Raw genomic sequence first — 23,007 nt, 5'->3', positions numbered from 1 at the left:
TTTTAATCCTCTTGATCAGTAATAATAATAAGCCCATTATTTGTTACTGCAATGGTATGCTCATATTGCGCGGAAAGAGAACCATCTCTTGTGCGTGCAGTCCAGCCATTGTTATCCATTTTCGTTTCGTATCCACCAATGTTAACCATCGGTTCTATTGTAAAAACCATTCCTTCTTTAATGCGAGGTCCTTTACCTGGAAGTCCAAAATGAGGAACCTCTGGCTTTTCATGAATAGTTGGTCCAATTCCATGGCCGATAAAATTACGGACAACGGAAAATCCTTGCGCCTCGACATATGTTTGAATAGCGTGACCGATATCACCAATACGATTCCCTACTTGTACTTGTTCCATTCCCTTATATAAAGACTCTTTCGTAACTTCCAGCAGTTTTTTGGCTATCGGGCTTATATTACCTACCGGATAACTCCATGCGGAATCTGCCAATGCTCCATTAAGGTTGACTACCATATCAATGGTCACGATATCGCCTTCCTTGAGCGGTTCCTTTCTCGGAAATCCATGACATATTTCATCATTTATGCTGGCACATGTCGCGTATTCGTATCCCTTGTATCCCTTTTGCTCCGCTGTGGCTCCATTTTCTACTAAAAATTGATCTACAAACTCATCGATTTCCCAAGTTGTTACACCAGGCTTAATCATCTTTGAAATTTCTTTATGAGTTCTTGCTAATAATTCTCCTGCTTTTTTCATCATATCTATTTCACGTTGTGATTTTAAAGTAATCATCTCAATCTTCCTTTCACACTATTCCCTGGTCCGTAATTTCACAGTCTATTTCATTAGCACTTATACCTTACAGTCTCAGGGTACTTCTTAGTAAATTGATTAATACCTCTGTTTACCTTATCCAGGTGTATCAGCATATAGCTGATTATATACCTATATGTATGTGCTTCTTACCTTGTTGTGAACTCCCTCTAATTATCATAACCCTATTACTACTCAATGACAAAAAAATTCATCTAAAATGACAAAAATCTATTTATTTCCCGAGAAATCAAAAAAATGTTAGATAATTCCGCGAATTAAAGTTTTATGTCGATTCTATAAGGACTGAATGAAAAAAAAGTAGGTTTGCAAGGCAAAAAGAAAAAAGCTTTCTGTACCATTGTACAAAAAGCCTCTATTATTGCTTGGACAAATTTACCCTTGGCATAATTAACACTTCAACACGTCTGTTTTTTGCTCTTCCTTCAGCAGTACCGTTGCTAGCTATCGGCTTAAATTCTCCATAACCTTTGATGCTAAAGAATTTCGGATCTAAGCTTTTATTTTCTAAAATAAGCTTCATAAAGTTCATGGCCCTCATCACGCTTAGCTCCCAGTTAGATTGAAAATTGGCGTTATGAATTGGTACATTATCCGTATGTCCGCTAATCATTATATTTCGAGGGGGATCCATTACAAGTAAGTTGGACAGTTCTTTTGCAGTATTCACATCTTTATGTCGAATATCTGCTCGACCCGATCCAAAGAGAACGTTATCCCTAATAGTTAATAGTAAACCTTCATCTGTTAAGGAAGTAGCAAATTTACCTTCAAGCTTTTTTTCCTTGATATAAGCATTAACCCTTGCTTGAAGCTCCTTTAACTCCTCTTTATCTTGATCCTGCAATTTTTTTAATTCCTCATTATTAACCTTTGTATCTGGGGCAGTTACCTGATCTTTCATTCCCTCATTTGTTTTGGTACTGTCCTGTGGAGCAGGCTTCGTATAATTTAATACACCATTACCACTAGCAAAGATTCCATTAAATACCTTGGATAACTCTTGAAGCTTTTGTGCATCAACAGAACTAATGGAAAAAAGAACAATGAATAGCGCCAATAATAAGGTTAAAATATCTGCATATGGCAGCAGCCATGCTTCATCAATATGGGAATCATCGTGCTTCTTTTTTCTTCTACTCATTTACTACTTCACTGCCTTCTGAAAGAATCTTTTTACGTTCTTCGGCTGGTAAATAAGAAGCAAGCTTTTGTTCAATTACCCTTGGTGCTTCTCCTTCGAGAATGGATAGAATACCTTCCAGCATCATTTCTTTAATCTTTACTTCTTTTTTCGATTTTTGTTTCAACTTGTTAGCAAAAGGATTCCACAGTACATATCCAGTAAAAATACCCAACAATGTTGCAACAAAGGCTGCGGATATGGCATGTCCCAATTCAGCGGTATCATCCATATGTGTTAAAGCAGCAATCAATCCTAGTACCGCACCTAATACTCCTAGTGTAGGAGCGTATGTTCCAGCTTGAGAAAATATCGCGGCTCCTGATTGATGGCGCTCCTCCATTGCATCGATTTCTTCACTCAGTACATCACGAATATATTCAGCACTTTGCCCATCAACAGCTAGACTTAGACCATTTTTCAGAAATGGATCTTCCAATTCTAACAGTCTTCCTTCCAGTGCCAACAATCCTTCTTTTCGTGCTAATTGAGCCAAATCGGAGAATAAAGTAATAATGGATTTAGCCTCCAATAATTTCTGCTCTGTAAAAATAATTTTAATTAATTTCGGTACCTTCTTAATTTCACTCATTGGAAAAGCAATGGTAACAGATGCAATTGTTCCTGCAATAATGACTAAGATCGCTGCCGGGTTCATTAGTACGGAAGGGTTAACTCCTTTTAATACCATTCCGACTCCAATTGCAATAAAGCCTAGTATAATTCCTATAATCGATGTTTTATCCATAGTATTCACCCTTGTTTATATCACTTCTCTTTTTATATCGGCTAACTATGCAATTTGTTAAGGGACTTTATATGGAAAGTTCGACAAAAAGTGATTTTTCTTTCTATATAAATTCTTCGCATTGTAATACATAGAAGTTTTCGTTGCTTTTTTAGACAAATATCCTTGTAGCGACCTTACTTTTCCTAATAGAACCATATCCCTCCTAAGAAAAGATGCCCCGAGCTATACTATATTAGGATTAATAACAATAAAAAAAGGACCCAACCTGTGGTCCTCTATAATAATTTATTTTCAATTTTTCTTTCATAGTTTTTAAAAATGGACGAATTTGTTTTTACGCCTCGTTTAGATAGCACACTATTATATTTCAAAAGCTTTTCATTTAGCTCTTTCGTTAGTTCCTCTTGTTGCTCATTATCCCCACATTGTCGGATTAAATCTTGAATGGACATCATTTCTTTTTTCAATGAAGTCTCTTCTTGTGTAAACCCAGCATTTTTCATAATTCGATATGCCATTCTCAAATCTTCCGGTAGATTTGCAAATTCATCTTCAGGCAAAGGCTTCCCCATTCCAGGAAGATTATCGAAATCACCATTTTTGTAGCCTTCTTTAATTCGATGCTCCGTTATTCTAAAAAAGTCCATAAGGTTTCCCCCTTCCGACAGGTATATCATTATTATATCGAAAAAAAAAGCTATGAATCACTTCGTATTAAAAAATAATTGACAATATTCCAACACTTCCACCATCTATTTCGTTTGGATATTTGACCTTAATAGGGGAAATCTAAACATGAATGAATTTTCAAAGGAGGAGAAGTATGGCTCGCGGCAATGCCTTTCATCATAAGAAAAAAAGCCATCCCGGTGATTTTCCGCAAAACAGCATAGCTGAAAAGCATCAAAAAGAAAGAATTGAAGACGAGGAATTTATTGTAACGCAAGAAGCTTTTAAAAATCGTGTAGAAGAAGAATAAGAACAAATACTCTAGCCGAAGGCGATGTGGCAGGACGTAGACAATTTTTCCAATAACTTATACAGAATCTCAATTTTTATAAAGATAAAAAAGCTTGAACATCCATATTTCAGATGCTCAAGCTTTTTTCGATTTTCTATTTTGCAGCAGCTGGTTGTGCACTAAGATCCATGGCAGGACCGAAGAATTCATAACGAATGTTTTCTTCTTTTACACCTATTTCCTGCAGCATTTTTACGATATTTGTCAAGAATGGAACAGGTCCGCAAATATAGCATACAGTGTTTGCATCTACAATATTTTGCAGGAATGCTTTTGTAATATATCCTTCAAAGTGATGATTTCCATCTTTATTAAGCGGTTTTTCATAGCCAAAGAATACATGGCCATTTTCTAATTTATTAATATTCTCTACAACGGCATCTTTAAATGCATGGAATTCCTCATTACGGGCTGCATGAATATAAGATACTTCCCGTCTAGATCCTTTAATAGCGAGAGTTTCCAGCATACTCATCATTGGTGTTAAACCGACACCTCCACTGATTAAGGCAATTGGTGCGTCTTCGTTTTCCTCTAGTGTAAATACACCTGCTGGAGCACTAATTTCAAGTGTGTCTCCTTCTTTAATGTAATCATGTAGGTAGTTAGACACCTTGCCGTTAGGATCGAAGTCTGCTTCTTTTTTGACAGAAATACGGTAGTAATCATGACCAGGAGCACAAGACAAGCTATATTGACGATTTAATATATATGTTTCTTCTGGAATTTTTACTTTTACTGTGATGTATTGTCCCGGTATAAAGCTGGGAACACCCTTACCATCTCTTGGTCTTAAATAGAAAGATGTGATAACGTTGCTTTCCTTCACCTTTTTCACAACTTCAAATTGTTTGAAATCGATCCAACCATTATCTTGTTTATCTGCTTCTTCGTACATACCATGTTCAATGTCGATAAACACTTGCGCAATCGTACCGTAAGCTTCTCCCCAAGCATTAATAACTTCGTCCGTTGCAGCATCGCCCATTACTTCTTTAATTGCCTTTAATAAAAACTCTCCAACAATAGGATAGTGCTCCGGCTTAATTCCTAAGCCACGATGTTTGTGTGCAATTTGATTTACGACTGGGACGATAGTTTCTAATTTATCTATATATTTAGCTGCAGCTAATACAGTATTTGCTAGTGCAGTTTGTTGACGACCTTGTGCTTGATTAACATGATTAAAAATGTTTAATAACTCAGGATGTGCTGCAAACATCATTTTATAGAAAGTAGAGGTTACAGTAGTTCCATGTGCTTCTAATGCAGGTACAGTGGATTTTACAATATCAATTGTTTTTTGTGATAACATGGTTATCTCTCCTTAAAAGATATATTTAAAATACATATTTAATTCACGTATATAAAGTAACTCGTTCTGAATTCAAAAGCAATATTTTAAATACATCTTTAAATAAGTTGTCACAATTTTGGACAGTAATTGAACATGAAGTTATAATATTTACAGCGGGCTGTTTTCTAAAGATTGTTGCTTTTCATAGCTGGTTATAAACCATATAGTAGACCTTGGTTTGAGGAATCTTTTCTTAAAAAGTTTATTCATTTCTAACCAGAATCAATGGATGTTAAACATTTTGCATCTGCAACATAACGAAGTATAAGAAAAGAGCCTTACAATAAAGCCAACAGGTGATGTATATGAGGTTAACCAATTACACAGACTATTCTTTACGTGTTTTAATATATTTGGCAGCTCAGGAATCTTCTAAGCTCTCTAATATTAAGGAAATTGCAGATATATACGGAATATCTAAAAATCATTTAATGAAGGTTACCCACGATCTTGGGAAAATGGGTGTTATTGAAACGATTAGAGGGAGAAATGGTGGAATCAAACTAGCTCTTCCACCTGAGGAAATTAATGTTGGGTCCATTATTCGTAAAACAGAGGATGATTTTAAGGTAGTGGAATGTTTTGATAATGGTGCATGCATTTTAACCCCTATATGTGGTTTGAAGCATATGCTTCACAAAGCCCTTTCTGCCTATTTTGAAGTTCTTGACGGCTACACATTAGCAGATATTGTTCATAACCCAACCTTTTATCGACAATTATTTGAAGAAGGCACTAAATAGAGCCTTCTTTTTCTTTTCAGTAGTGTTGCTTTAAAAATCTTAACCCTTAAGATTACTTGTCTCTAAAGGCTCTATTCTTAAGCTTTTTTGAGTTTATAGACGTATACCATATAATAGTTATCCAATACTAATTAATTTTAGAAGCTACCCCAATACTTACACCGCTTAAGGATTTTCAACTATTTACGAAAAGTATCAATTATTCGAAAGCAGTTTCTTTTAAATACTCGATTAATACATGTGCTTGATTATGTTCATTATCCTTGGCAGAGTATAATAATGTGACAGTTTGCTCCTTGCCTAATCTAATAAGCTCTTCTAATTCTTCAGGATTATTTTCTTTCAGCTCGTTCTTGTATTTGATGATAAAGTCATCAAATTTTTGAGATTCATGATGAAACCATTTCCGTAGCTCATTACTTGGTGAAATTTGAAGTGCCAATTTCACTAGGAGCTACATTTTTAAACCAATGATCTAGCTTGGCTTTTTCCTTTGAAAGACCTCTTGGCCATAATCGGTCCACCAGAATTCTAATTCCATCATCACGGCTCGGTTCTTCATATATTCTTTTCACATGAAACATTTTATAGACCTCCTATCCTCATACATATAATATACAGAAACCCAATATTTCTATAAACCCAACTTGCTTGCAATCTCTTGAGGGATTGTTAAAATAGAATAGAACATTCTGAAAAAAGAGGAGACTACATATATGACTACATTCCAGGAAAATCTTGAGAAATATGCTGAATTAGCTGTTAAAGTCGGTGTTAATGTCCAACAGGGACAGACTTTAGTAGTGAACGCATCCATTGAAGCAGCAGAGTTTGTACGACTTGTTGTAAAAAATGCATATGAAGTTGGCGCAAAGGATGTTGTAGTTAACTGGAACGATGATGCTGTTTCCCGTTTTAAATACGACCTGGCACCTGATGAAACATTCAAGGTATATCCTAAATGGCGTGCACAAGAAACAATTGAATTAGCGGAAAACGGAGCTGCATTTATGTCTGTTGTTTCTGCAAGTCCTGATCTCTTAAAGGGTGTTAAGCCAGAACGAATTGCTAACTTCCAAAAAGCTGCCGGCCAAGCATTGGAACAATATCGTCAGTTCATTCAATCCGATAAAGTGAGTTGGACAGTTGTTGCAGCACCATCAAAGGCTTGGGCAGAGAAAGTATTTCCTCAGGCTACTACTGCGGAAGAAAGCGTTGAAAAGCTTTGGGATGCTATTTTTAAAGCAACTCGCTCAGACGTTAAAGACCCAGTTCAAGCATGGAAAGATCATGATGTAACATTACATAAAAAAGTAGAATATTTAAATGAAAAAGGATACAAAAAACTACATTATACAGCACCAGGAACAGATTTAACGGTTGGACTTCCTGAAGGACATCTTTGGGTAGGAGCAGGCAGCATTAACGAACAAGGTCATGAATTTATGGCTAACATGCCTACGGAAGAAGTATTTACTGTTCCACAGAAAGATGCAGTGGATGGATACGTTTCCAGTACAAAGCCATTAAGCTATGGCGGTAATATTATCGATGAATTTACCATTACATTTAAAAATGGACGCATTGTAGATGTAAAAGCAAAAGAAGGCGAAGAGATTTTAAAGCAGTTGGTAGAAACAGATGAAGGATCTCATTATTTAGGTGAAGTAGCCCTAGTACCACATAATTCACCTATTTCACAATCCAATATTCTTTTCTTCAATACATTATTTGATGAAAATGCATCCAATCATTTTGCAATTGGAAGCGCATATGCTTTCTGTATTGAAGGCGGCAAGAAAATGTCTAAAGAAGAGCTTGAAAAGCATGGCTTAAATCAAAGTATTACCCATGTGGACTTCATGGTGGGTTCTGCTGAAATGAACATCGATGGCATCAAGGAAGATGGGACAACAGAACCGATTTTCCGTAACGGAGATTGGGCATTTTAATTTAGTTCCTTTTTTCCATAGACTATGGATTAAGAAACCTCTTACTTATAACAGTAGGAGGTTTTTTTACTTAATTTTCCGCCTATTTTGACAATAGGTAATTTTTATTCCATTATATTGTTTTCGGAAAATTTTTCGTATATGATATTGTAATGGCTGTTTTCTCCAAATAATACAAAAATGGCTTAACAGATAAATTCGAGGTAACAACTATGAGAATACGCGATTGGGATCAAAACTTAAAAATTCGTTTAATTGGCGAATCGATGATGAATTTAACCTTTTGGATGTTCTTTCCGTTTTTAACGATTTATTTTACAGAAGCATTCGGAAAAAATACAGCGGGAGTCCTTTTAATTGTTTCACAAGTTTTTTCAGTGATCGCCAATTTGCTGGGCGGATATTACGCAGACCGGTTTGGCAGGAAGAAAATGATGGTGATCGCAGCTATAGGTCAAGGAACTTGTTTTTTAATTTTTGGTTTTTCAAACTCCCCTTGGTTTGAATCACATTTAATCAGCTTTTTTTGCTTTTCTATTGCAAGTATGTTCGGATCCCTTTATTATCCGGCTAGTCAAGCAATGGTTGCGGATGTTGTAAAGGAAAAAGATCGAAGTGACGTATTTGCCATTTTTTACACCTCTACAAATATCACCGTTGTCATCGGCCCGATATTAGGAGGAATCTTTTTTACTAATTACCGTTTTGAACTATTAGTAATTGCGGGAGCAGTTTGTATATGTTTAGGAATGCTCTTACTAAAATATACAAGAGAAACCTCACCTGCTTTATTAAATGGTAAAAATACATATACGGAGAATAATTGGTTGGAGATTATTATTTCTCAGTTTAAATCATACAGTATTATTTTAAAGGACCGGATTTTCTTGCTATTTATCATAGCAGGTATTTTAGTTTCGCAAACCTTCATGCAGCTGGATCTTCTCTTCCCAGTTTTTACAAAAGAAACAGTAACAAAAGCAACCCTTTTTGACTTTGGTACTAAGCATATTTCCGTTACAGGTGAGCAATTGTTTGGAATTATACTTTCCGAAAATGGTTTTCTTGTAGCATTATTTACGGTTATTGTTACGCGCTGGATGGCAAAATATAAGGAAAAATATGTGTTTATGCTATCTTCCATTACATATGCGCTATCTATTTACTTCTTCGGGCAATTCCCATTTGTGTGGGGCTTTATCATCTCGATGGCTATTTTCTCCTTTGCCGAGTTAATGGTAACAGGAATACAACAAAGCTTTATTTCTAAGCTTGCCCCTGAAGAAATGCGCGGCCAATATTTTGCAGCAGCAAGCTTACGATATACGATTGGCAGAACAATTGCTCCTATCTCCATACCGTTAGCCTCCATGTTAGGGTATTATAATACGTTTATCGTATTGGCATTCATATCTATTATAAGTGCCGGATTATATGGTCTTGTATTTCGACAATTTGATATTCAAAGAAGTAAGCAAGCTTAAAGGGTTTGCTTGCTTTTTTTTACAGTCATTTTTTCATTGTTTTTGTTAAATAATACAGACAGATGAAGAATTTATAGGAAAGAAGTGATTGTTATTCTTACTTCACAGCAATTATCTCACTTCCAATCTGTGCTGCAAAAAGCTAAAGATGAGCTAGAGCATCAATTTCAGTTAAACGATAATTATGGTTTAGAGGATGGACATCCCCATGATGCTGTTGGAGAACTATCCAGTTATGACAATCATCCCGGTGACGAGGGAACAGAATTGTACGAACGGGAAAAGGATATTGCCCTAAATGAGCATAGTGAGTATGAATTAAAAAATATTGAACGTGCCCTAGATGCAATTGAAAATGGCGCCTACGGCAAATGTAAGGAATGTGGAAAGGAAATTCCACTTGAGAGGCTCGAAGCTATTCCACAGACACTTTATTGCATTGACCATACCCCCGATCGGACCGTTTCAACAAATCGTCCAATCGAGGAAGGTGTATTAATGCCTCCTTGGGGAAAATTCAACTTTGATAACAAACTAGATGAGTCCGAAGCTTATGATGCGGAGGATTCTTGGCAGGATGTTGCGAAATGGGGTACATCGGAATCCCCTTCTGATTTCGTAAATCCTCCCGATCACTATAATGAAATGTATATTGACTCTGATGAAAATGTTGGTTATGTAGAGGATTTTGAAAATTTCGTAGGAACAGATATGGAAGGGAAAAATCATTATATTTTCCGAAATGAACAATATAAAAAATACAATGATGTGCTGGAAGAGGAAAATATCATGACGACTTTTGGAGATTTACCAAGATACGAGCATGATCCGTATGTGGAGGATGAGGATGAATAAAATAACGCCATATAAGGGTTATACCTTATATGGCGTTTTTCTATTATTGAACTTTCGAACTTTGCTTTGTATCCAATGCAATGGATTCATCCGAATCCTTTAGCCATGCTGCCATTGCTTCCATATCAGTAGAGAAAATGCGATCCTTTATGATACTAGGTACAATTTGGCGCCCTTTTTCATAATAGCTTTTTGTTGCACCTGCCATTTTTTCCACTCCGCGATACTCTGCGCCCTGCATTGCGCAGATCATTTCAATAGCCAGTACCCTTCTTGTATTTTGCAAAATCTGATAGGCGTGCCTCGCCGCAATCGTTCCCATGCTTACATGATCTTCTTGATTTGCCGATGAAGGAATGGAGTCCACACTTGCTGGATGCGCAAGCGTTTTATTTTCCGATACTAACGATGCCGCTGCATATTGCATGATCATTGCACCGGATTGCAAACCAGGTTCAGGACTTAAAAATCCAGGTAAATCATTTAATTGTGGATTGACTAATCTTTCAATTCGTCTTTCCGAAATATTAGCTAATTCCGCCACTGCAATTTTCATAAAATCCATTGCAAGAGCAATTGGTTGGCCGTGGAAGTTTCCTCCGGATATTACTTTCTCACCATCATTAAAGATAAGCGGATTATCCGTTGCGGCATTCATTTCGATTTCGAGCTTTTCCCTTACATAATCTAATGCTTGCCATGATGCTCCATGCACTTGCGGAATACATCTTAATGAGTAGGCATCCTGTACTCGTAACTCCCCTTGTCTGGTTATAAGCTTGCTATCAGTCAAATATTCACGAATTCTTCTAGCTACCTCTACTTGTTGGTAATAACCGCGTGCAAGATGAACATCCTCATCAAACGCATCAATAATTCCCTGTAGCGCTTCCATGGTAATGGAGGCAATTAGTTCACTTTGTTTTGCTAATTTCTCGGCCTCCAGGAACGCTACGATACCCATTGCAGTCATTGCTTGAGTCCCATTTATTAAGGCAAGGCCTTCTTTTGCTTGAAGTGTAATAGGAGGAATACCTTCTTTTTCTAACGCTGTCCATGCACCTGTACGCTCACCCTTATAGAAAACTTCCCCTTCTCCCATTAATGCAAGAGCTAAATGGGATAACGGAGCTAAATCGCCGCTTGCTCCCAATGAACCTTGTTGCGGGATCACTGGATGGATATGAGCATTTAATAAATCTAGTAGGCGATGGATTACAACTGGACGTACTCCAGAAAATCCCTTAAGCAATGCATTGGCACGCAATAATAACATTGCTCGCGAAACAACCTCAGGGAATGGATCCCCTACGCCACAGGCATGTGAATGAATAAGATTGAGTTGAAGCTCCTCTACATTCTCTGAATCGATAAAGACATCGCTGAATTTTCCAAACCCTGTCGTAATACCATAAACTACTTTCTTTTCTTCAACAATTTTCGTCACTGCTTCATGACTTTTCTGCACTCGCTCCATGCTTTCAGGAGAAGCAACGACAAATTCTTTGTTAAATAAAACTTCATTTACTGATTTAAGTGTTAATGTATTTCCTGTAAGCTCCATGTTTACATCCCCTTTTCTTTTGACACAGTAGCACACTAAAGAAAAAGGCTCGACCACTGGTATCATGTGATCAAGCCTTTATTACACCTATTTTTACATGGAAGTGTCTTCTCATAGGTACTCACCTTTTTTCATAAACTCACTATTATGCCTTTTTATAAAAAAACCATTTCTAATTACAGAATACGTTCGCGGAAAGTATTTTGTCAATTAAAAATGTTCCATATTTTAACAAGTTATTATATTACTGTGTTAGTATAAGAAAGCAGACGTGCAAATATTTATAATGTATCTGCATTTGTATATAATAACGTTAAATAAACTATTGGAGTGACTTTGATGAATGATAAACATTCAATTTTCATGCGGGAAACATTAACGGTTCAAATGAGACAAGTTTTCCCTCCCGATACTAATCACCACGGAACTTTATTTGGTGGAAAATTAATGGCTTATATCGACGAAACTGCCGCTATTGCTGCAACTAAATTAGCAAGAGGTCCAGTTGTAACAGCTTCAACAGATTCAGTCGATTTTATCAAGCCTATTCGTGTCGGCGATGTGGTTACAATAGAGGCGATGGTTTCTTGGACGGGCAGAAGCTCCATGGAGATTTTTTTGAAAATCACTTCAGAAAATCTTCTAAAAAAAGAGAGATCCGTCGCAGCTCTGTCCTTTTTAACATTTGTTGCCTTAGATGAGCATGGAAAACCAACACAAATTCCATCTGTTATCCCTGAAACGGAAGAGGAAAAATGGTTAAATGAAACAGCCATTAAAAGAGCAGAGCATCGGAAGGAAAGAAAAAAGGAAAGCGAGGATTTAGCGCGATTTTTCCAAAAGGGACATTAAAGATTCTATTTCAAAACCTCACCCTCGAAGTGAGGTTTTATTGTTTGCAAATTTTGATAATAAATACTAATAATTTTAAAATTTCATCGTTACTTTTCAAGTATCTTCCTCTTCCCTTTTTTAGGTATTTCGTTTGGCAAAGGATTAAATGTGAGCTATAATACAGGATATCATTTTCATAAGTGCTGTTTCGCTTAGATTATTACTATATATTAGATAAATAAGCTATTATTTCGGCCAACTTTTCTTAAAAACTTTGGATGAGATTTTTACCTACAAATGCAGTAAGGTCAAAGAAAAGAGCCTAATAGATTAAAAGGAGACGAATTCATGTCGAGTCAATCCTTTTTACAAATGAATACTATCTTCATTAGTATACTCATAGAATCATTGCCATTTGTACTCCTTGGAGTACTTGTCTCCGGTATCATTCAAATGTTTGTAACCGAAGAAATGATTTCTAAAATCCTGCCAAAGAATCGTTTTTTGGCGGTCCTTGTTGCAACAGTTATGGGTGCACTATTTCCAGCCTGTGAATGTGGAATTGTTCCAATTTCGAGAAGATTGATGTCAAAAGGTGTTCCGCTACATGCTGCGATCAGCTTTATGTTGACAGGGCCGATTATTAATCCAATTGTTTTGTTCTCTACCTATATCGCCTTTGGAAATAGCTGGAGAATGGTCTTGTATCGTGGAGGTCTTTCCTTTGTTGTTTCTGTAATTGTTGGATTTATTATTTCTTATCAATTTAAAACCTCTCAACTAAGGGAAACAATGGTTCATGATCACCACCATCACGGACATGGCTTTAAAGGAAAACTAAAAGGTACTATTCAACATACAATTGATGAATTTTTCTCTGTAGGGAAATTTCTAATAATAGGAGCTTTAATAGCGGCAGCAATGCAAACATATGTGAAGACTTCTACTTTAACTTCCATCGGCCATGGTCCAATTTCTTCCCATCTTGTAATGATGGGACTTGGGTACGTGCTATCAATCTGTTCAGAAGCAGATGCATTTGTAGCATCCTCGTTCCAAAGTACATTTGGTCTTAGCTCTATTGTTGCTTTTTTAGTATTTGGTGCAATGTTTGATATAAAAAACACCCTAATGATGCTACAGGCGTTTAAACCTAAATTTATTTTGTTCTTATTTATATATGTTGCGTTATTCGTATTTTTAGGATCGTTAGTCATTGGACAATTTTCATAAGAAAAGCGCAGGCGCCACAGCTTTGGCGTACGGATTTTGGAGTCTTCGACTGAGATAAAGAAAACACGACGAGGAACGAGTCGATGTTGACTTATCGTAGGAAGGAGAAGTAGAAATCCGCCAGCCGATAGGCGCTGTAGTCAGACAGAGATTAAACTCGTATATTATTTTTAAATAAAAAACTTGTTTTTTCTTTTAGAAAGGAAAATGTGAAGCATGCTACGATTTTTTATTTTACTTGGTTTCTCTTTTCTCTTTTTACATTTACATGCGACTGGATCCATTAGCAAATACATTAATATGAAATACTCTTACATTTCCTTTATCACTATTTTTGTGCTCTTTTTCTTAACCATTGTCCAGCTCTTCTTTTATATAAAAGGAGATAAGGAAGCGGAAGAGCCTTGTGAGCACGGTTGTGAACATCATCACCATCCAAAAACATGGAAAGAATATATTATGCTCCCGGTACTTATCTTTCCGATTTTTTCTGTTTTATGTCTGCCGGTGGCTACGCTCGATTCCAGCATTGTAAAAGCAAAGGGATTTAATTTCAATGTATACAATGACAAAGATACATCAGCTATTCATGAATTTTTGCAGCCCGATTCCAGTGTATATTATGGTACGGACGGCTATGATGAATTAATGGATAAGTCCAAGAAAAAATTCAGCAAGCAAGGGAATGAGCTCATTCTTAGTGATGAGGATTGGCTGCAAGGAATGGAAACCATCTATCGATTCCCAGGGGACTTCATGGGCAAAACTATTCAGTTCAGAGGCTTTGCATATAACGAAGATAATTTGGCAGCAAACCAAGTGTTTATTTTCCGATTTGGTATTATTCACTGTGTAGCAGATTCTGGTGTATTCGGCATGCTAGTGGAATTTCCGAAGAATGTTCATTATCATAATGATGAATGGCTCCAGGTCAAAGGTACCTTGACTTCGGAATACTACCAGCCATTTAAGAAAACGATTCCTGTCCTAAAGGTAGATAAAGTAGAATCAATAGCTGCACCGAAGGATCAATATGTGTATCGAAATTATTAAATGCTCTTTCCATAAAATTTATTACTTTTTCAGATAAAACTGTTAGCAACGACCTTTTTGTTAGGAATGAATATTTTTCGGTAGGCGTTTGTGAATTTAAAAGTGTCAATCTCACATGAAACTGAACGAAAAAATAGGATTAAATTCTAGCAGAACTTAATATATTTTAGTATAGGGTATACAGCTATCATGTATACCCTATTACATTTTTACAAAACGTTTAAGATTGAATGACAGTGTGATAGCTACTGAAAGCTAATGTTTTATCTTGATTCTTCTTGCAACAGTCTTAGCAGGAATTATTTCTTTTCTTTACATTTGTAATAATTACACCTTGGTATAAATTGTATACTTTCTTACCCTCATAAATCGTCTATACTTAATGGAAGATTTATATGAATGACAAATTATGTAGTTTTTCGTCAATGTTTGCTCTCAATGCTTTATTGAAAAGAAAGCATTTATTTAATAAGGGAAAGGTGAATAAGGAATGTTTTCAAATGTTGATATTGGAATTGATCTAGGTACCGCAAATACACTTGTATATAGTAAATCAAAAGGAATTATATTAAACGAACCATCCGTAGTGGCAATTAATACAGATACAAAAAAGATAATGGCTGTAGGCACGGAAGCCAAAAGCATGATCGGAAAAACTCCTGAAAAGGTAGTAGCCATTCGCCCATTAAAGGATGGGGTAATTGCTGATTTCGACATTACTACAGAGATGCTAAGAATTATCATGAAAAGGATCAGCAAACAGCTTGGCATGGCAGTAAGAAAGCCAAATGTCATTGTTTGTACGCCTTCTGGGGCTACCTCAGTGGAGCGAAGAGCAATTCAAGATGCTGTAAAAAACAGCGGAGCCAAAAATGTTCATTTAATTGAGGAACCCGTTGCTGCGGCTATTGGAGCTGACTTGCCAGTAGATGAGCCTGTTGCCAATGTAATTGTAGATATAGGTGGAGGAACTACTGAGGTTGCGATTATATCCTACGGCGGCGTAGTTACTAGTAAAACGATAAAAGTCGGCGGAGATAAAATGGACGAGGATATTATTCAACATGTCCGAAAAACTTACAATCTATTAATTGGTGAACGTACTGCCGAGCAAATAAAAATGGAAATTGGATATGCGTTAGTGGATCATGATGAAATATCTATGGAGGTACGTGGCCGAGATCTAGTGTCCGGTTTACCAAAAACTATTACACTTTACTCTTCAGAAATTCAAAACTCGATTCGGGAATCTCTTTTAAAAATACTAGAAACAATCCGTTCCACTTTAGAAAACTGCCCGGCAGAGCTTAGTGGAGATATTGTGGATCGCGGAGTTATTTTAACAGGTGGAGGTGCACTCTTAAACGGTATGCAGGATTGGTTATCTAAAAGTATCATCGTTCCAGTCCATTTAGCACCAAACCCATTAGAATCTGTTGTGGTAGGAACCGGCAAATCATTGAAATTTATCAATCGATTGCAGCCTATGGCAAAATAAGATTTTTACGTTCCTAGTTCATAAGGCCCGATTCGCGAGAATAAGTTAGATTTTCGCGAGAATAGCAGTCTATTTCACGAGAATATAGTCAATTTTCGCGAGAATAGCAGTCTATTTCGCGAGAAAAGGCTGGTATTTACAAGATTATGATTGGTTTTGTGAGGGGTAATCTTAAGTTTTTGCTAGAAAACCCCTTTATTTCATGAGAATAAGATTAATTTTATCAAAGATTACCCATGCACCTCGCGAGATACAGATCCTTTTTCACAAGACTACGCGCATGTTTCGTGAGGTTTAGCTATCCATTGCTAAATTCACATGTTTTACAAGCAAAAATACACTAGCACGATTGAAATGAATAGCGATTGAACATAATAATATTGGGTGATAATCATGCTAAGTCATGAAATTGAGAATACTTTTGATGTCTATGGATACCATCAATATTATCAAAACATCAAAACAGCAATCGAAATATCCGGTCTTTTAGATCATGTTGATCAGTATACATTGGAAAAATTTTTTGATACCTTTGATTTTCAAGATTATGACCGATTATTATTTGATGAATTTCGCTATTTATTTTGGATGTTTCAAAAAATATATGGATAATATTCATGAAAAAAGGGAGCATACTCTGCTCCCTTTTCCTTATTGTTGTTCTGTTTTTCCTTTATTCGATTCTGAAATAGTATCCGCCAAATGCTCAATACTACCACGAACATTGTATTTTCCAGATAAGTTTTCTAACAGCTCTTTTACATCTATACCGGAAGATGCCTTAAGCGATTCCTGTAGACTGGACATTAAGCTTGTAGCGTAGCCTGTAACTTTATTTGCTCCGCCTTCACCACCAGAGCCGCCAGTATCCACAACCGTGATCTTATCAATATTGCTAAGTGGACTTGCCACTTGTTTTGCATATTCAGGAAGCATTTTTAAAATCATGTCCATAACTGCTGCCTGACCGAATTGCTCGAACGCTTCTGCAATTTTGCGCTTCGCTTCTGCTTCCGCAAGCCCTTTTAGGCGAATAATATCTGCTTCGGATTCCCCTTGTGCCCTTTGCGCTTCTGCTTTCGCCAAACCATCTATGCGAACTTTTTCTGCTTCGGCCTTCGCCATCGATTCAATACGATATTTATTAGCATCCGCTTCCGCTATTTGCTTCGCTTTATCAGCTACCGCAGCTTGCTCCACTGCATAACGGTCGGCATCTGCCTTCTTCTTCACTTCAGAGTCGTACTGACGCTCACGACGTAAGATTTCTTTTTCCTCTAGTTCAATTTGTTTTTGACGTTCAATAATTTTAATTTGCATCTCTTGTTCCGTTACATCCTGCTTCGCTCTTGCTGTTTCCAAGTCATAGGCTTGGTCTGCACGTGCTCTTGCAATATCCTGTTCACGACGGAATTCTGCGATTTTTAGCTGATTAACTTTTTCTGCTTCAGCAATTTCCGTTGCTCTCTCCAATTCTGCCTTTTGCGCTTCCTTAGAAGCTTCAGCCCGCTTAATTCTCGTTTCCTTCTCTGCCTCTGCCGTTGCGATATCGGCATCTCTTTTAACCTGTGCAATTCGTGGCTTACCTAGTGATTCTAAATAGCCATTCTTATCTCTTACTTCCTTAATAGTGAACGAAACGATTACTAATCCCATTTTCGCTAAATCCTGCGAAGCAACACGCTGCACTTCTTGGGAGAATTTATCACGATTTTTATAGATTTCTTCTACCGTCATCGACCCAAGAATCGAACGTAAATGTCCTTCCAAAACCTCTTTCGCCTCATTCTCACGATCTTGCTTTGTTTTTCCTAGAAATTGCTCAGCGGCAGTGGCAATTTCACCAATGGACCCGCCAATCTTAATAATTGCTGTTCCATCAGCCATGACCGGAACACCTTGTTCTGTATATACCTCTGGTGTCGTTACTTCAAGCTTGCTAGATAATAAGCTAAGTGGCTGTGATTGTTGAAAGACTGGTAGTACGAATGTACCGCCACCACGAATAATTTTTATTTTATTTCCTGCTTCATCTACATGAACATTTTTTCCACCAAGATAGCTTCCTGTAACGATTAATGCCTCATCTGGGCTTGCAGTGCGGTACTTAGAAATAAACAATCCGATTAATGCAATTAATAAAAAGACGACAATTGCTATGACTACCCAAATTCCGATCATACCTGATTCAAACATCTTTTTTCCCCCAATCTCTTATTCTTCATAATGTAAATGATTATTTTCATAGGAAACTACATAAAGTACTCCACTTTTCACCTCAATGACAAGCACCTGCTTACCTTCCTCTATTGGATTATTGTTTACGCCTGTTGCCGGTTTGGCTATGGTTCCGCTGTTGCTTTCAATCACCACTTCACCAAACCCATCCTCAGGGATTGAAATAATAACCTTACCAATTCTGCCTTTTAGTGATTCTTCCGTGTAGGCAAGCGACTCTTCAGCTGAGGAAAGTGGAATGAGGACAAACATATTTAACAGTGAATCTAAGATGAGAGCAATGATGGCCGAAATTGCAATAATAAGGCCGCTTGAAATAGAAGTAGCAAGCTCGAATATATACCCACTTGCTGAGAAAAACGTAATGAAGGATAGTACTAATGTCGGATGTAAATAACTTACTGCTTCCCCAACACCATGCAGGGCATCACCAAAAAAAATGTAAAGAATGGTTAAGACACCTGATACAATTAATAAGATTAAATAAATAGTTTCAATTGGTGTTCCAAATATCGTCATTCTCATCATTCCTTCAGAAAAACTTAATCATCAATAACTCCCTATTTATTAAATTTCTCCTTTCTATATTTTCTTACTAATACTTACGGAACTACTAGAACTTTAGTTTCATATTAATTCAAAAAAAATTCTGCCTATTAGTTAGGCAGGGAGACTATATAAATAGCTGGGTATTTTTCCGATAGGATTTTCCCAATCGATAATAATGATCCACAATTTCCTGATTTAGCCCCTTAAATTTTTCTGGTACTGGCGGAAGAGCATCTGCCTGCTCCTGTTTCCATACAGCTTTACCAGGCTCTACAAAACGTCCGTCGGATATTTTCACATCGTTAGTAATCGTTGCTCCATGCATAATCACACAGTTCCTACCTATTGTGGCTCCATATATTGAAACTCCCTCTCCAATGAAGGTATTGCGGCCTATATACAATGGACCGTGCGGTTGGGCATGATGGAGAATACTTACTTCCTCTCCAATGTATACTCCATATTTTTTCCCTTTGACATCAACATGCTGGTTCGGATGACAATGGATAACGACATAATCTTGAATATTGGACTTTTTTCCAATAAAAAATGGTCCTGCAGAATCGGCACGAATAAGGTTATTCCAGCCAACAATAACATCTTCTTCGATTTGCACATCACCAAATATATACGAATTCGGTCCCACCACTGCATTTACACTAACCTTTGGATACTCTGCATTTGGATTCTCCTCTATCGGAGGATTAAAAGAAAGAATTTGTCTTTGAGGATATATTCCTGGTTGTTTATATTTTAGCGCCTCATCCCCTGCAGGTTGCTGCTGCCTCATGACTGGAGGATACGGATAATATGGGTAGCCTTGATAGTATTGCATAGGAGGTCCCTCCCCATCTTGTATAAATGTATCAATACATGATTATTCGCAGAGGAAGAGAAATATTCGCTAATATTTACATGGCCATAATCGGTACAAAAACGGATTTCCCCTTATGAGCTTGCCCGTGAAGACCCACTCCTTTATCTGTCACTAAATGAGCTTATTCCTGACGCTCGATTCGCTATTTTATCAAAAAGTCGTGATTTCCATTTTTCTAGACATGGTCTACAGTGTCCTCCAAAGGAATAACTCATAATCATTTATTGCAAATAACGGATTCCTTGTCCTGAAAAGACAAAAGCGCATCTTTCTATATATAATTTAGATAAAAAAAAGCCGCGTCCGTTATGGACATGGCTTTTTTTCAATAAGTACCAGTATTTATTCGACAAAAAATCTCTTACAGTTTTTCAACTGGAAAATTACGCAAGAGCGTTCTCTAAATCTTCCAGAAGATCCTCTATATCCTCTATCCCAACTGAAATACGGATTAGTCCATCTTCAATACCTAATTCATGTCGGCGTTCTCTTGGAATAGATGCATGCGTCATTAAAGACGGAATAGATATCAAGCTTTCTACTGCTCCAAGGCTTTCAGCCAAAGTAAAGTAATTTACTTTTTTCAGTACATCCAAAGCTTTTGCCTCAGAATCTACCGTAAATGAAATCATACCTCCGAAGCCTTCCGCTTGTTTGGTGTGGATATCGTGGCCAGGATGATCCACTAAACCAGGAAAATATACTTTTTGAACATTTTTATGTTCCAGCAAAAATTGAACAACTTTTTTCGTGTTTTCTTCAATCTCTTCCATGCGAATTCCAAGTGTTTTAATCCCGCGAATCAATAGCCAGCTATCCTGAGGTCCTAATATACCGCCTGTTGAGTTTTGGATAAAATGAACATCTTCCCCTAATTTGTCATCCTTCACTACTACTAGCCCTGCAACGACATCACTGTGTCCACCAAGGTATTTCGTCGCACTGTGAAGGACGATATCTGCTCCAAGCGAAAGCGGATTTTGCCAGTACGGAGTGCTAAAAGTATTATCAACAATAAGCTTTAGATTATTTTCTTTTGCAATTTCGCTTACTGCTTTAATATCAGTAATTTTTAGAAGCGGATTTGTTGGAGTTTCCACATAAATCGCTTTCGTATTTGGCTTAATTGCTTCTTTCACTGCATCCAAATTGCTTGTATCGACAAAAGTAACTTCCAGATTAAAACGATTTAATACTTTTGTCATCACGCGGAATGTCCCGCCGTATACATCATCCGTTGCAATAATATGATCGCCTGCTGAAAACAACTGGATAACAGCTGTAATTGCTGCCATTCCTGAACCGAAGGCAAACCCACGACTACCTTCTTCAATATCTGCAATAAGCTTCTCTAACGCTTCACGAGTTGGATTTCCTGTTCTGGAATATTCGTACTTAAAATTCCCTACACCATCTTGCTTGTAAGTACTCACTTGATAGATTGGTGTGGAAACAGCTCCAGTATAAGGATCACGGCTAATTCCACCATGAATAAATTTCGTTTTTTTCCTCATGTTCATTCCCACTTTCATATAGGCTCTTTTCTTAAACTATGCTGTTTTGTAAATAAAAACTTTTATAACATTTGCGAAAAACAACAATCTATACAAAATCAGCCTTTATAGATTTTACTGCTAATATACCGCTCACTGCTATCTGGAAAAATGGTTACGATATTGGTTCCTGGTTGTGCTTGTGCTGCTTCACGCAAGGCTGCTTCCATTGCTGCACCGGAAGAGCTTCCTACTAATAGACCTTCTTGCTTAGCCAGCTCTGCCAAGCGAGTGAACGCAATATCATCCGGTATTGTATGAATGGCATCGAAATAGTTGCGATCCATAAATGGTGGCAAGAATTCCATACCGATTCCTTCCGTTCGATGAGGACCTGACTTCCCACCATTTATAATAGATCCTTCAGGCTCCACAATGACTGTCTTCACATTCGGAAGCCTTTCCTTCAAATAACGGGAGGTGCCCATGAAGGTTCCACCCGAACCTGCACCAGCAACGAAAATATCAATGCTTCCTTCGAGTGCCTCATATATTTCAGGACCAAGGCTCTCGTAATACGTATCTGGATTCGCAAAATTTTGAAACTGGCCTGGGTAAAAAGAATCTGGTGTTGTTTCCAATAATTCCTTCGCCTTAGCAATCGCACCTTCCATACCTAATTCTGTCGGTGTATTCACCACTTTGGCACCCAAAGCTTTCATTAAGGTTTGCTTTTCCAGGCTGAATTTTTTCGGAACGACAAAAATTGCCTGAACCTCAAATTGAATCGCTGCAAGGGCAAGACCTATCCCAGTGTTTCCCGCAGTTGGCTCAATAATGGTTCCGCCCTTTTTTAGCTTCCCTTCGGCAAATGCTCTCTTTAGCAAATACTGTCCTAAACGGTCCTTCACACTTCCACCCGGGTTAAAATATTCAAGCTTAGAAAAAAGACGGACACCCTCTGGTAATGGGAAACTAGTAATTTCTACCAATGGTGTATTACCTATTAATTCATGCACTCTTCGCGCGTATTTCATTATTAATACCTCTTTTTATGCAAAGATTTCTGTCCATTCATTTCTCTTAGATAGCATTTTACGTGCAATCCCTTGTGCTCCTTCTAAGCTATGGCTGGCTGCCCATCCACATTGCACTTCATTGCATGCCGGTACTTCTGTTGCGGAAAGAACATCATTTAATGTATTCTCCAAAATATTTAATACTTCCTCATAATCATCATGATTAATTAATGATAAATAAAAGCCTGTTTGGCATCCCATTGGGCTGATATCAACAATCCTATCTGTATGGTTACGGCTAAACTCTGCCATCATATGCTCCAATGAATGTAATGCCGGCATCTCCATATGTTCCTTATTTGGCTGGCAGAAACGAATATCATATTTATGAATGACATCTCCATTTACTCCTTCTTTCACTCCTGCTAAGCGTACAAATGGTGCTTTTACCTTTGTATGGTCTAAATTAAAGCTTTCTACATTCATTTTCTTTTGAGTTGTCATGA

Annotated in this window: 24 protein-coding genes; 10 read left to right on the top strand and 14 right to left on the bottom strand. The window is 37.2% G+C overall.

What is annotated here, in order from left to right:
* Positions 1-2: 2 nt before the first annotated feature.
* From map to KHA87_RS17350, 4 genes are all read right to left on the bottom strand, one after another.
* Complete coding sequence (gene map, locus KHA87_RS17365; protein WP_213095443.1) at positions 3-755, bottom strand: type I methionyl aminopeptidase; 753 nt, start codon at positions 753-755, stop codon at positions 3-5.
* Positions 756-1,155: 400 nt separating this feature from the next.
* A complete protein-coding gene (gene motB / locus KHA87_RS17360; RefSeq protein ID WP_213095442.1) occupies positions 1,156-1,941 on the bottom strand; it encodes a flagellar motor protein MotB in 786 nt (261 codons plus the stop codon).
* Positions 1,934-2,728 carry a flagellar motor stator protein MotA gene (gene motA, locus KHA87_RS17355; protein ID WP_213095441.1) on the bottom strand — a complete coding sequence of 265 codons (795 nt, stop codon included), beginning with the start codon at positions 2,726-2,728 and terminating at the stop codon, positions 1,934-1,936. Before motA ends, motB begins: the two co-directional genes overlap by 8 nt.
* A 278-nt stretch (positions 2,729-3,006) precedes the next feature.
* On the bottom strand, positions 3,007-3,378 hold the full coding sequence (locus tag KHA87_RS17350; RefSeq protein WP_213095440.1) for a DnaJ family domain-containing protein: 372 nt from the start codon (positions 3,376-3,378) through the stop codon (positions 3,007-3,009).
* 176 nt (positions 3,379-3,554) lie between these two features.
* Here KHA87_RS17350 and KHA87_RS17345 point away from each other — a divergent pair, with 176 nt between their 5' ends.
* On the top strand, positions 3,555-3,710 hold the full coding sequence (locus KHA87_RS17345; protein WP_213095439.1) for a hypothetical protein: 156 nt from the start codon (positions 3,555-3,557) through the stop codon (positions 3,708-3,710).
* Between the two features lie 136 nt (positions 3,711-3,846).
* Here the strand turns inward: KHA87_RS17345 and hmpA are convergent, their stop codons facing one another.
* Positions 3,847-5,067, bottom strand: coding sequence for an NO-inducible flavohemoprotein (hmpA, locus tag KHA87_RS17340; RefSeq protein WP_213095438.1), 1,221 nt, complete (start codon positions 5,065-5,067; stop codon positions 3,847-3,849).
* A 347-nt stretch (positions 5,068-5,414) separates the two neighbouring features.
* Between hmpA and KHA87_RS17335 the strand changes: the two genes are divergently transcribed.
* Positions 5,415-5,852 carry an RrF2 family transcriptional regulator gene (locus KHA87_RS17335; protein WP_213095437.1) on the top strand — a complete coding sequence of 146 codons (438 nt, stop codon included), beginning with the start codon at positions 5,415-5,417 and terminating at the stop codon, positions 5,850-5,852.
* A gap of 199 nt (positions 5,853-6,051) precedes the next feature.
* Here KHA87_RS17335 and KHA87_RS22700 read toward each other — a convergent pair whose 3' ends face one another.
* Both KHA87_RS22700 and KHA87_RS22695 read right to left on the bottom strand, forming a co-directional pair.
* Positions 6,052-6,300, bottom strand: coding sequence for a DUF488 domain-containing protein (locus KHA87_RS22700; protein ID WP_481748378.1), 249 nt, complete (start codon positions 6,298-6,300; stop codon positions 6,052-6,054).
* Positions 6,269-6,436: a DUF488 domain-containing protein gene (locus KHA87_RS22695; RefSeq protein ID WP_481748377.1), complete on the bottom strand. Its 168-nt coding sequence runs from the start codon at positions 6,434-6,436 to the stop codon at positions 6,269-6,271. Before KHA87_RS22695 ends, KHA87_RS22700 begins: the two co-directional genes overlap by 32 nt.
* Before the next feature lie 132 nt (positions 6,437-6,568).
* Here KHA87_RS22695 and KHA87_RS17325 point away from each other — a divergent pair, with 132 nt between their 5' ends.
* The 3 genes from KHA87_RS17325 (at position 6,569) to KHA87_RS17315 (ending at position 10,143) form a co-directional block, all read left to right on the top strand.
* Complete coding sequence (locus KHA87_RS17325) at positions 6,569-7,804, top strand: aminopeptidase (RefSeq protein ID WP_213095436.1); 1,236 nt, start codon at positions 6,569-6,571, stop codon at positions 7,802-7,804.
* Between the two features lie 212 nt (positions 7,805-8,016).
* Positions 8,017-9,288: an MDR family MFS transporter gene (locus KHA87_RS17320; protein ID WP_213095435.1), complete on the top strand. Its 1,272-nt coding sequence runs from the start codon at positions 8,017-8,019 to the stop codon at positions 9,286-9,288.
* 93 nt (positions 9,289-9,381) lie between these two features.
* Positions 9,382-10,143, top strand: a complete 762-nt coding sequence (locus tag KHA87_RS17315; protein ID WP_213095590.1) for a TraR/DksA C4-type zinc finger protein — start codon at positions 9,382-9,384, stop codon at positions 10,141-10,143.
* A 43-nt stretch (positions 10,144-10,186) separates the two neighbouring features.
* Here the strand turns inward: KHA87_RS17315 and hutH are convergent, their stop codons facing one another.
* Positions 10,187-11,707, bottom strand: a complete 1,521-nt coding sequence (hutH, locus tag KHA87_RS17310) for a histidine ammonia-lyase (RefSeq protein ID WP_213095434.1) — start codon at positions 11,705-11,707, stop codon at positions 10,187-10,189.
* Between the two features lie 339 nt (positions 11,708-12,046).
* On the opposite strand from hutH, the gene KHA87_RS17305 reads away from it, so the two are divergent.
* From KHA87_RS17305 to KHA87_RS17285, 5 genes are all read left to right on the top strand, one after another.
* A complete protein-coding gene (locus tag KHA87_RS17305; protein ID WP_213095433.1) occupies positions 12,047-12,559 on the top strand; it encodes an acyl-CoA thioesterase in 513 nt (170 codons plus the stop codon).
* Between the two features lie 330 nt (positions 12,560-12,889).
* Positions 12,890-13,774, top strand: a complete 885-nt coding sequence (locus tag KHA87_RS17300; protein WP_213095432.1) for a permease — start codon at positions 12,890-12,892, stop codon at positions 13,772-13,774.
* 216 nt (positions 13,775-13,990) lie between these two features.
* A complete protein-coding gene (locus KHA87_RS17295; protein ID WP_213095431.1) occupies positions 13,991-14,827 on the top strand; it encodes a TIGR03943 family putative permease subunit in 837 nt (278 codons plus the stop codon).
* 490 nt (positions 14,828-15,317) lie between these two features.
* Positions 15,318-16,325, top strand: a complete 1,008-nt coding sequence (gene mreBH, locus KHA87_RS17290; protein WP_213095430.1) for a rod-share determining protein MreBH — start codon at positions 15,318-15,320, stop codon at positions 16,323-16,325.
* Between the two features lie 393 nt (positions 16,326-16,718).
* A complete protein-coding gene (locus KHA87_RS17285; RefSeq protein ID WP_213095429.1) occupies positions 16,719-16,937 on the top strand; it encodes a hypothetical protein in 219 nt (72 codons plus the stop codon).
* A gap of 39 nt (positions 16,938-16,976) precedes the next feature.
* Here KHA87_RS17285 and KHA87_RS17280 read toward each other — a convergent pair whose 3' ends face one another.
* From KHA87_RS17280 to KHA87_RS17255, 6 genes are all read right to left on the bottom strand, one after another.
* Positions 16,977-18,506, bottom strand: a complete 1,530-nt coding sequence (locus tag KHA87_RS17280; RefSeq protein ID WP_249310591.1) for a flotillin family protein — start codon at positions 18,504-18,506, stop codon at positions 16,977-16,979.
* 33 nt (positions 18,507-18,539) lie between these two features.
* Positions 18,540-19,082, bottom strand: coding sequence for an NfeD family membrane protein (locus tag KHA87_RS17275; RefSeq protein WP_213095427.1), 543 nt, complete (start codon positions 19,080-19,082; stop codon positions 18,540-18,542).
* Between the two features lie 154 nt (positions 19,083-19,236).
* Entirely contained in the window at positions 19,237-19,947 is a 711-nt protein-coding gene (locus tag KHA87_RS17270; RefSeq protein WP_213095426.1) for an LbetaH domain-containing protein, read from the bottom strand.
* A 425-nt stretch (positions 19,948-20,372) separates the two neighbouring features.
* Positions 20,373-21,503 carry a bifunctional cystathionine gamma-lyase/homocysteine desulfhydrase gene (locus KHA87_RS17265; RefSeq protein ID WP_213095425.1) on the bottom strand — a complete coding sequence of 377 codons (1,131 nt, stop codon included), beginning with the start codon at positions 21,501-21,503 and terminating at the stop codon, positions 20,373-20,375.
* A gap of 98 nt (positions 21,504-21,601) precedes the next feature.
* Entirely contained in the window at positions 21,602-22,519 is a 918-nt protein-coding gene (locus KHA87_RS17260) for a PLP-dependent cysteine synthase family protein (RefSeq protein WP_213095424.1), read from the bottom strand.
* 15 nt (positions 22,520-22,534) lie between these two features.
* On the bottom strand, positions 22,535-23,005 hold the full coding sequence (locus KHA87_RS17255) for an S-ribosylhomocysteine lyase (protein ID WP_213095423.1): 471 nt from the start codon (positions 23,003-23,005) through the stop codon (positions 22,535-22,537).
* Positions 23,006-23,007 lie beyond the last annotated feature (2 nt).

The sequence above is a fragment of the Bacillus sp. FJAT-49736 genome (assembly GCF_018343615.1).
Lineage (GTDB): Bacteria > Bacillota > Bacilli > Bacillales > Bacillaceae_C > Margalitia.
Note: the sequence above shows the minus strand (reverse complement) of the source record. Positions and strands in the feature narration are given on the sequence as shown.

Bases quoted from the DNA above. Each gene is read 5' to 3' on its own strand.
- map (WP_213095443.1), bottom strand. From the start codon at position 755: ATGATTACTTTAAAATCACAACGTGAAATAGATATGATGAAAAAAGCA.
- motB (WP_213095442.1), bottom strand. From the start codon at position 1,941: ATGAGTAGAAGAAAAAAGAAGCACGATGATTCCCATATTGATGAAGCA.
- motA (WP_213095441.1), bottom strand. From the start codon at position 2,728: ATGGATAAAACATCGATTATAGGAATTATACTAGGCTTTATTGCAATT.
- KHA87_RS17350 (WP_213095440.1), bottom strand. From the start codon at position 3,378: ATGGACTTTTTTAGAATAACGGAGCATCGAATTAAAGAAGGCTACAAA.
- KHA87_RS17345 (WP_213095439.1), top strand. From the start codon at position 3,555: ATGGCTCGCGGCAATGCCTTTCATCATAAGAAAAAAAGCCATCCCGGT.
- hmpA (WP_213095438.1), bottom strand. From the start codon at position 5,067: ATGTTATCACAAAAAACAATTGATATTGTAAAATCCACTGTACCTGCA.
- KHA87_RS17335 (WP_213095437.1), top strand. From the start codon at position 5,415: ATGAGGTTAACCAATTACACAGACTATTCTTTACGTGTTTTAATATAT.
- KHA87_RS22695 (WP_481748377.1), bottom strand. From the start codon at position 6,436: ATGTTTCATGTGAAAAGAATATATGAAGAACCGAGCCGTGATGATGGA.
- KHA87_RS17325 (WP_213095436.1), top strand. From the start codon at position 6,569: ATGACTACATTCCAGGAAAATCTTGAGAAATATGCTGAATTAGCTGTT.
- KHA87_RS17320 (WP_213095435.1), top strand. From the start codon at position 8,017: ATGAGAATACGCGATTGGGATCAAAACTTAAAAATTCGTTTAATTGGC.
- hutH (WP_213095434.1), bottom strand. From the start codon at position 11,707: ATGGAGCTTACAGGAAATACATTAACACTTAAATCAGTAAATGAAGTT.
- KHA87_RS17305 (WP_213095433.1), top strand. From the start codon at position 12,047: ATGAATGATAAACATTCAATTTTCATGCGGGAAACATTAACGGTTCAA.
- KHA87_RS17300 (WP_213095432.1), top strand. From the start codon at position 12,890: ATGTCGAGTCAATCCTTTTTACAAATGAATACTATCTTCATTAGTATA.
- KHA87_RS17295 (WP_213095431.1), top strand. From the start codon at position 13,991: ATGCTACGATTTTTTATTTTACTTGGTTTCTCTTTTCTCTTTTTACAT.
- mreBH (WP_213095430.1), top strand. From the start codon at position 15,318: ATGTTTTCAAATGTTGATATTGGAATTGATCTAGGTACCGCAAATACA.
- KHA87_RS17285 (WP_213095429.1), top strand. From the start codon at position 16,719: ATGCTAAGTCATGAAATTGAGAATACTTTTGATGTCTATGGATACCAT.
- KHA87_RS17280 (WP_249310591.1), bottom strand. From the start codon at position 18,506: ATGATCGGAATTTGGGTAGTCATAGCAATTGTCGTCTTTTTATTAATT.
- KHA87_RS17275 (WP_213095427.1), bottom strand. From the start codon at position 19,082: ATGACGATATTTGGAACACCAATTGAAACTATTTATTTAATCTTATTA.
- KHA87_RS17270 (WP_213095426.1), bottom strand. From the start codon at position 19,947: ATGCAATACTATCAAGGCTACCCATATTATCCGTATCCTCCAGTCATG.
- KHA87_RS17265 (WP_213095425.1), bottom strand. From the start codon at position 21,503: ATGAGGAAAAAAACGAAATTTATTCATGGTGGAATTAGCCGTGATCCT.
- KHA87_RS17260 (WP_213095424.1), bottom strand. From the start codon at position 22,519: ATGAAATACGCGCGAAGAGTGCATGAATTAATAGGTAATACACCATTG.
- KHA87_RS17255 (WP_213095423.1), bottom strand. From the start codon at position 23,005: ATGACAACTCAAAAGAAAATGAATGTAGAAAGCTTTAATTTAGACCAT.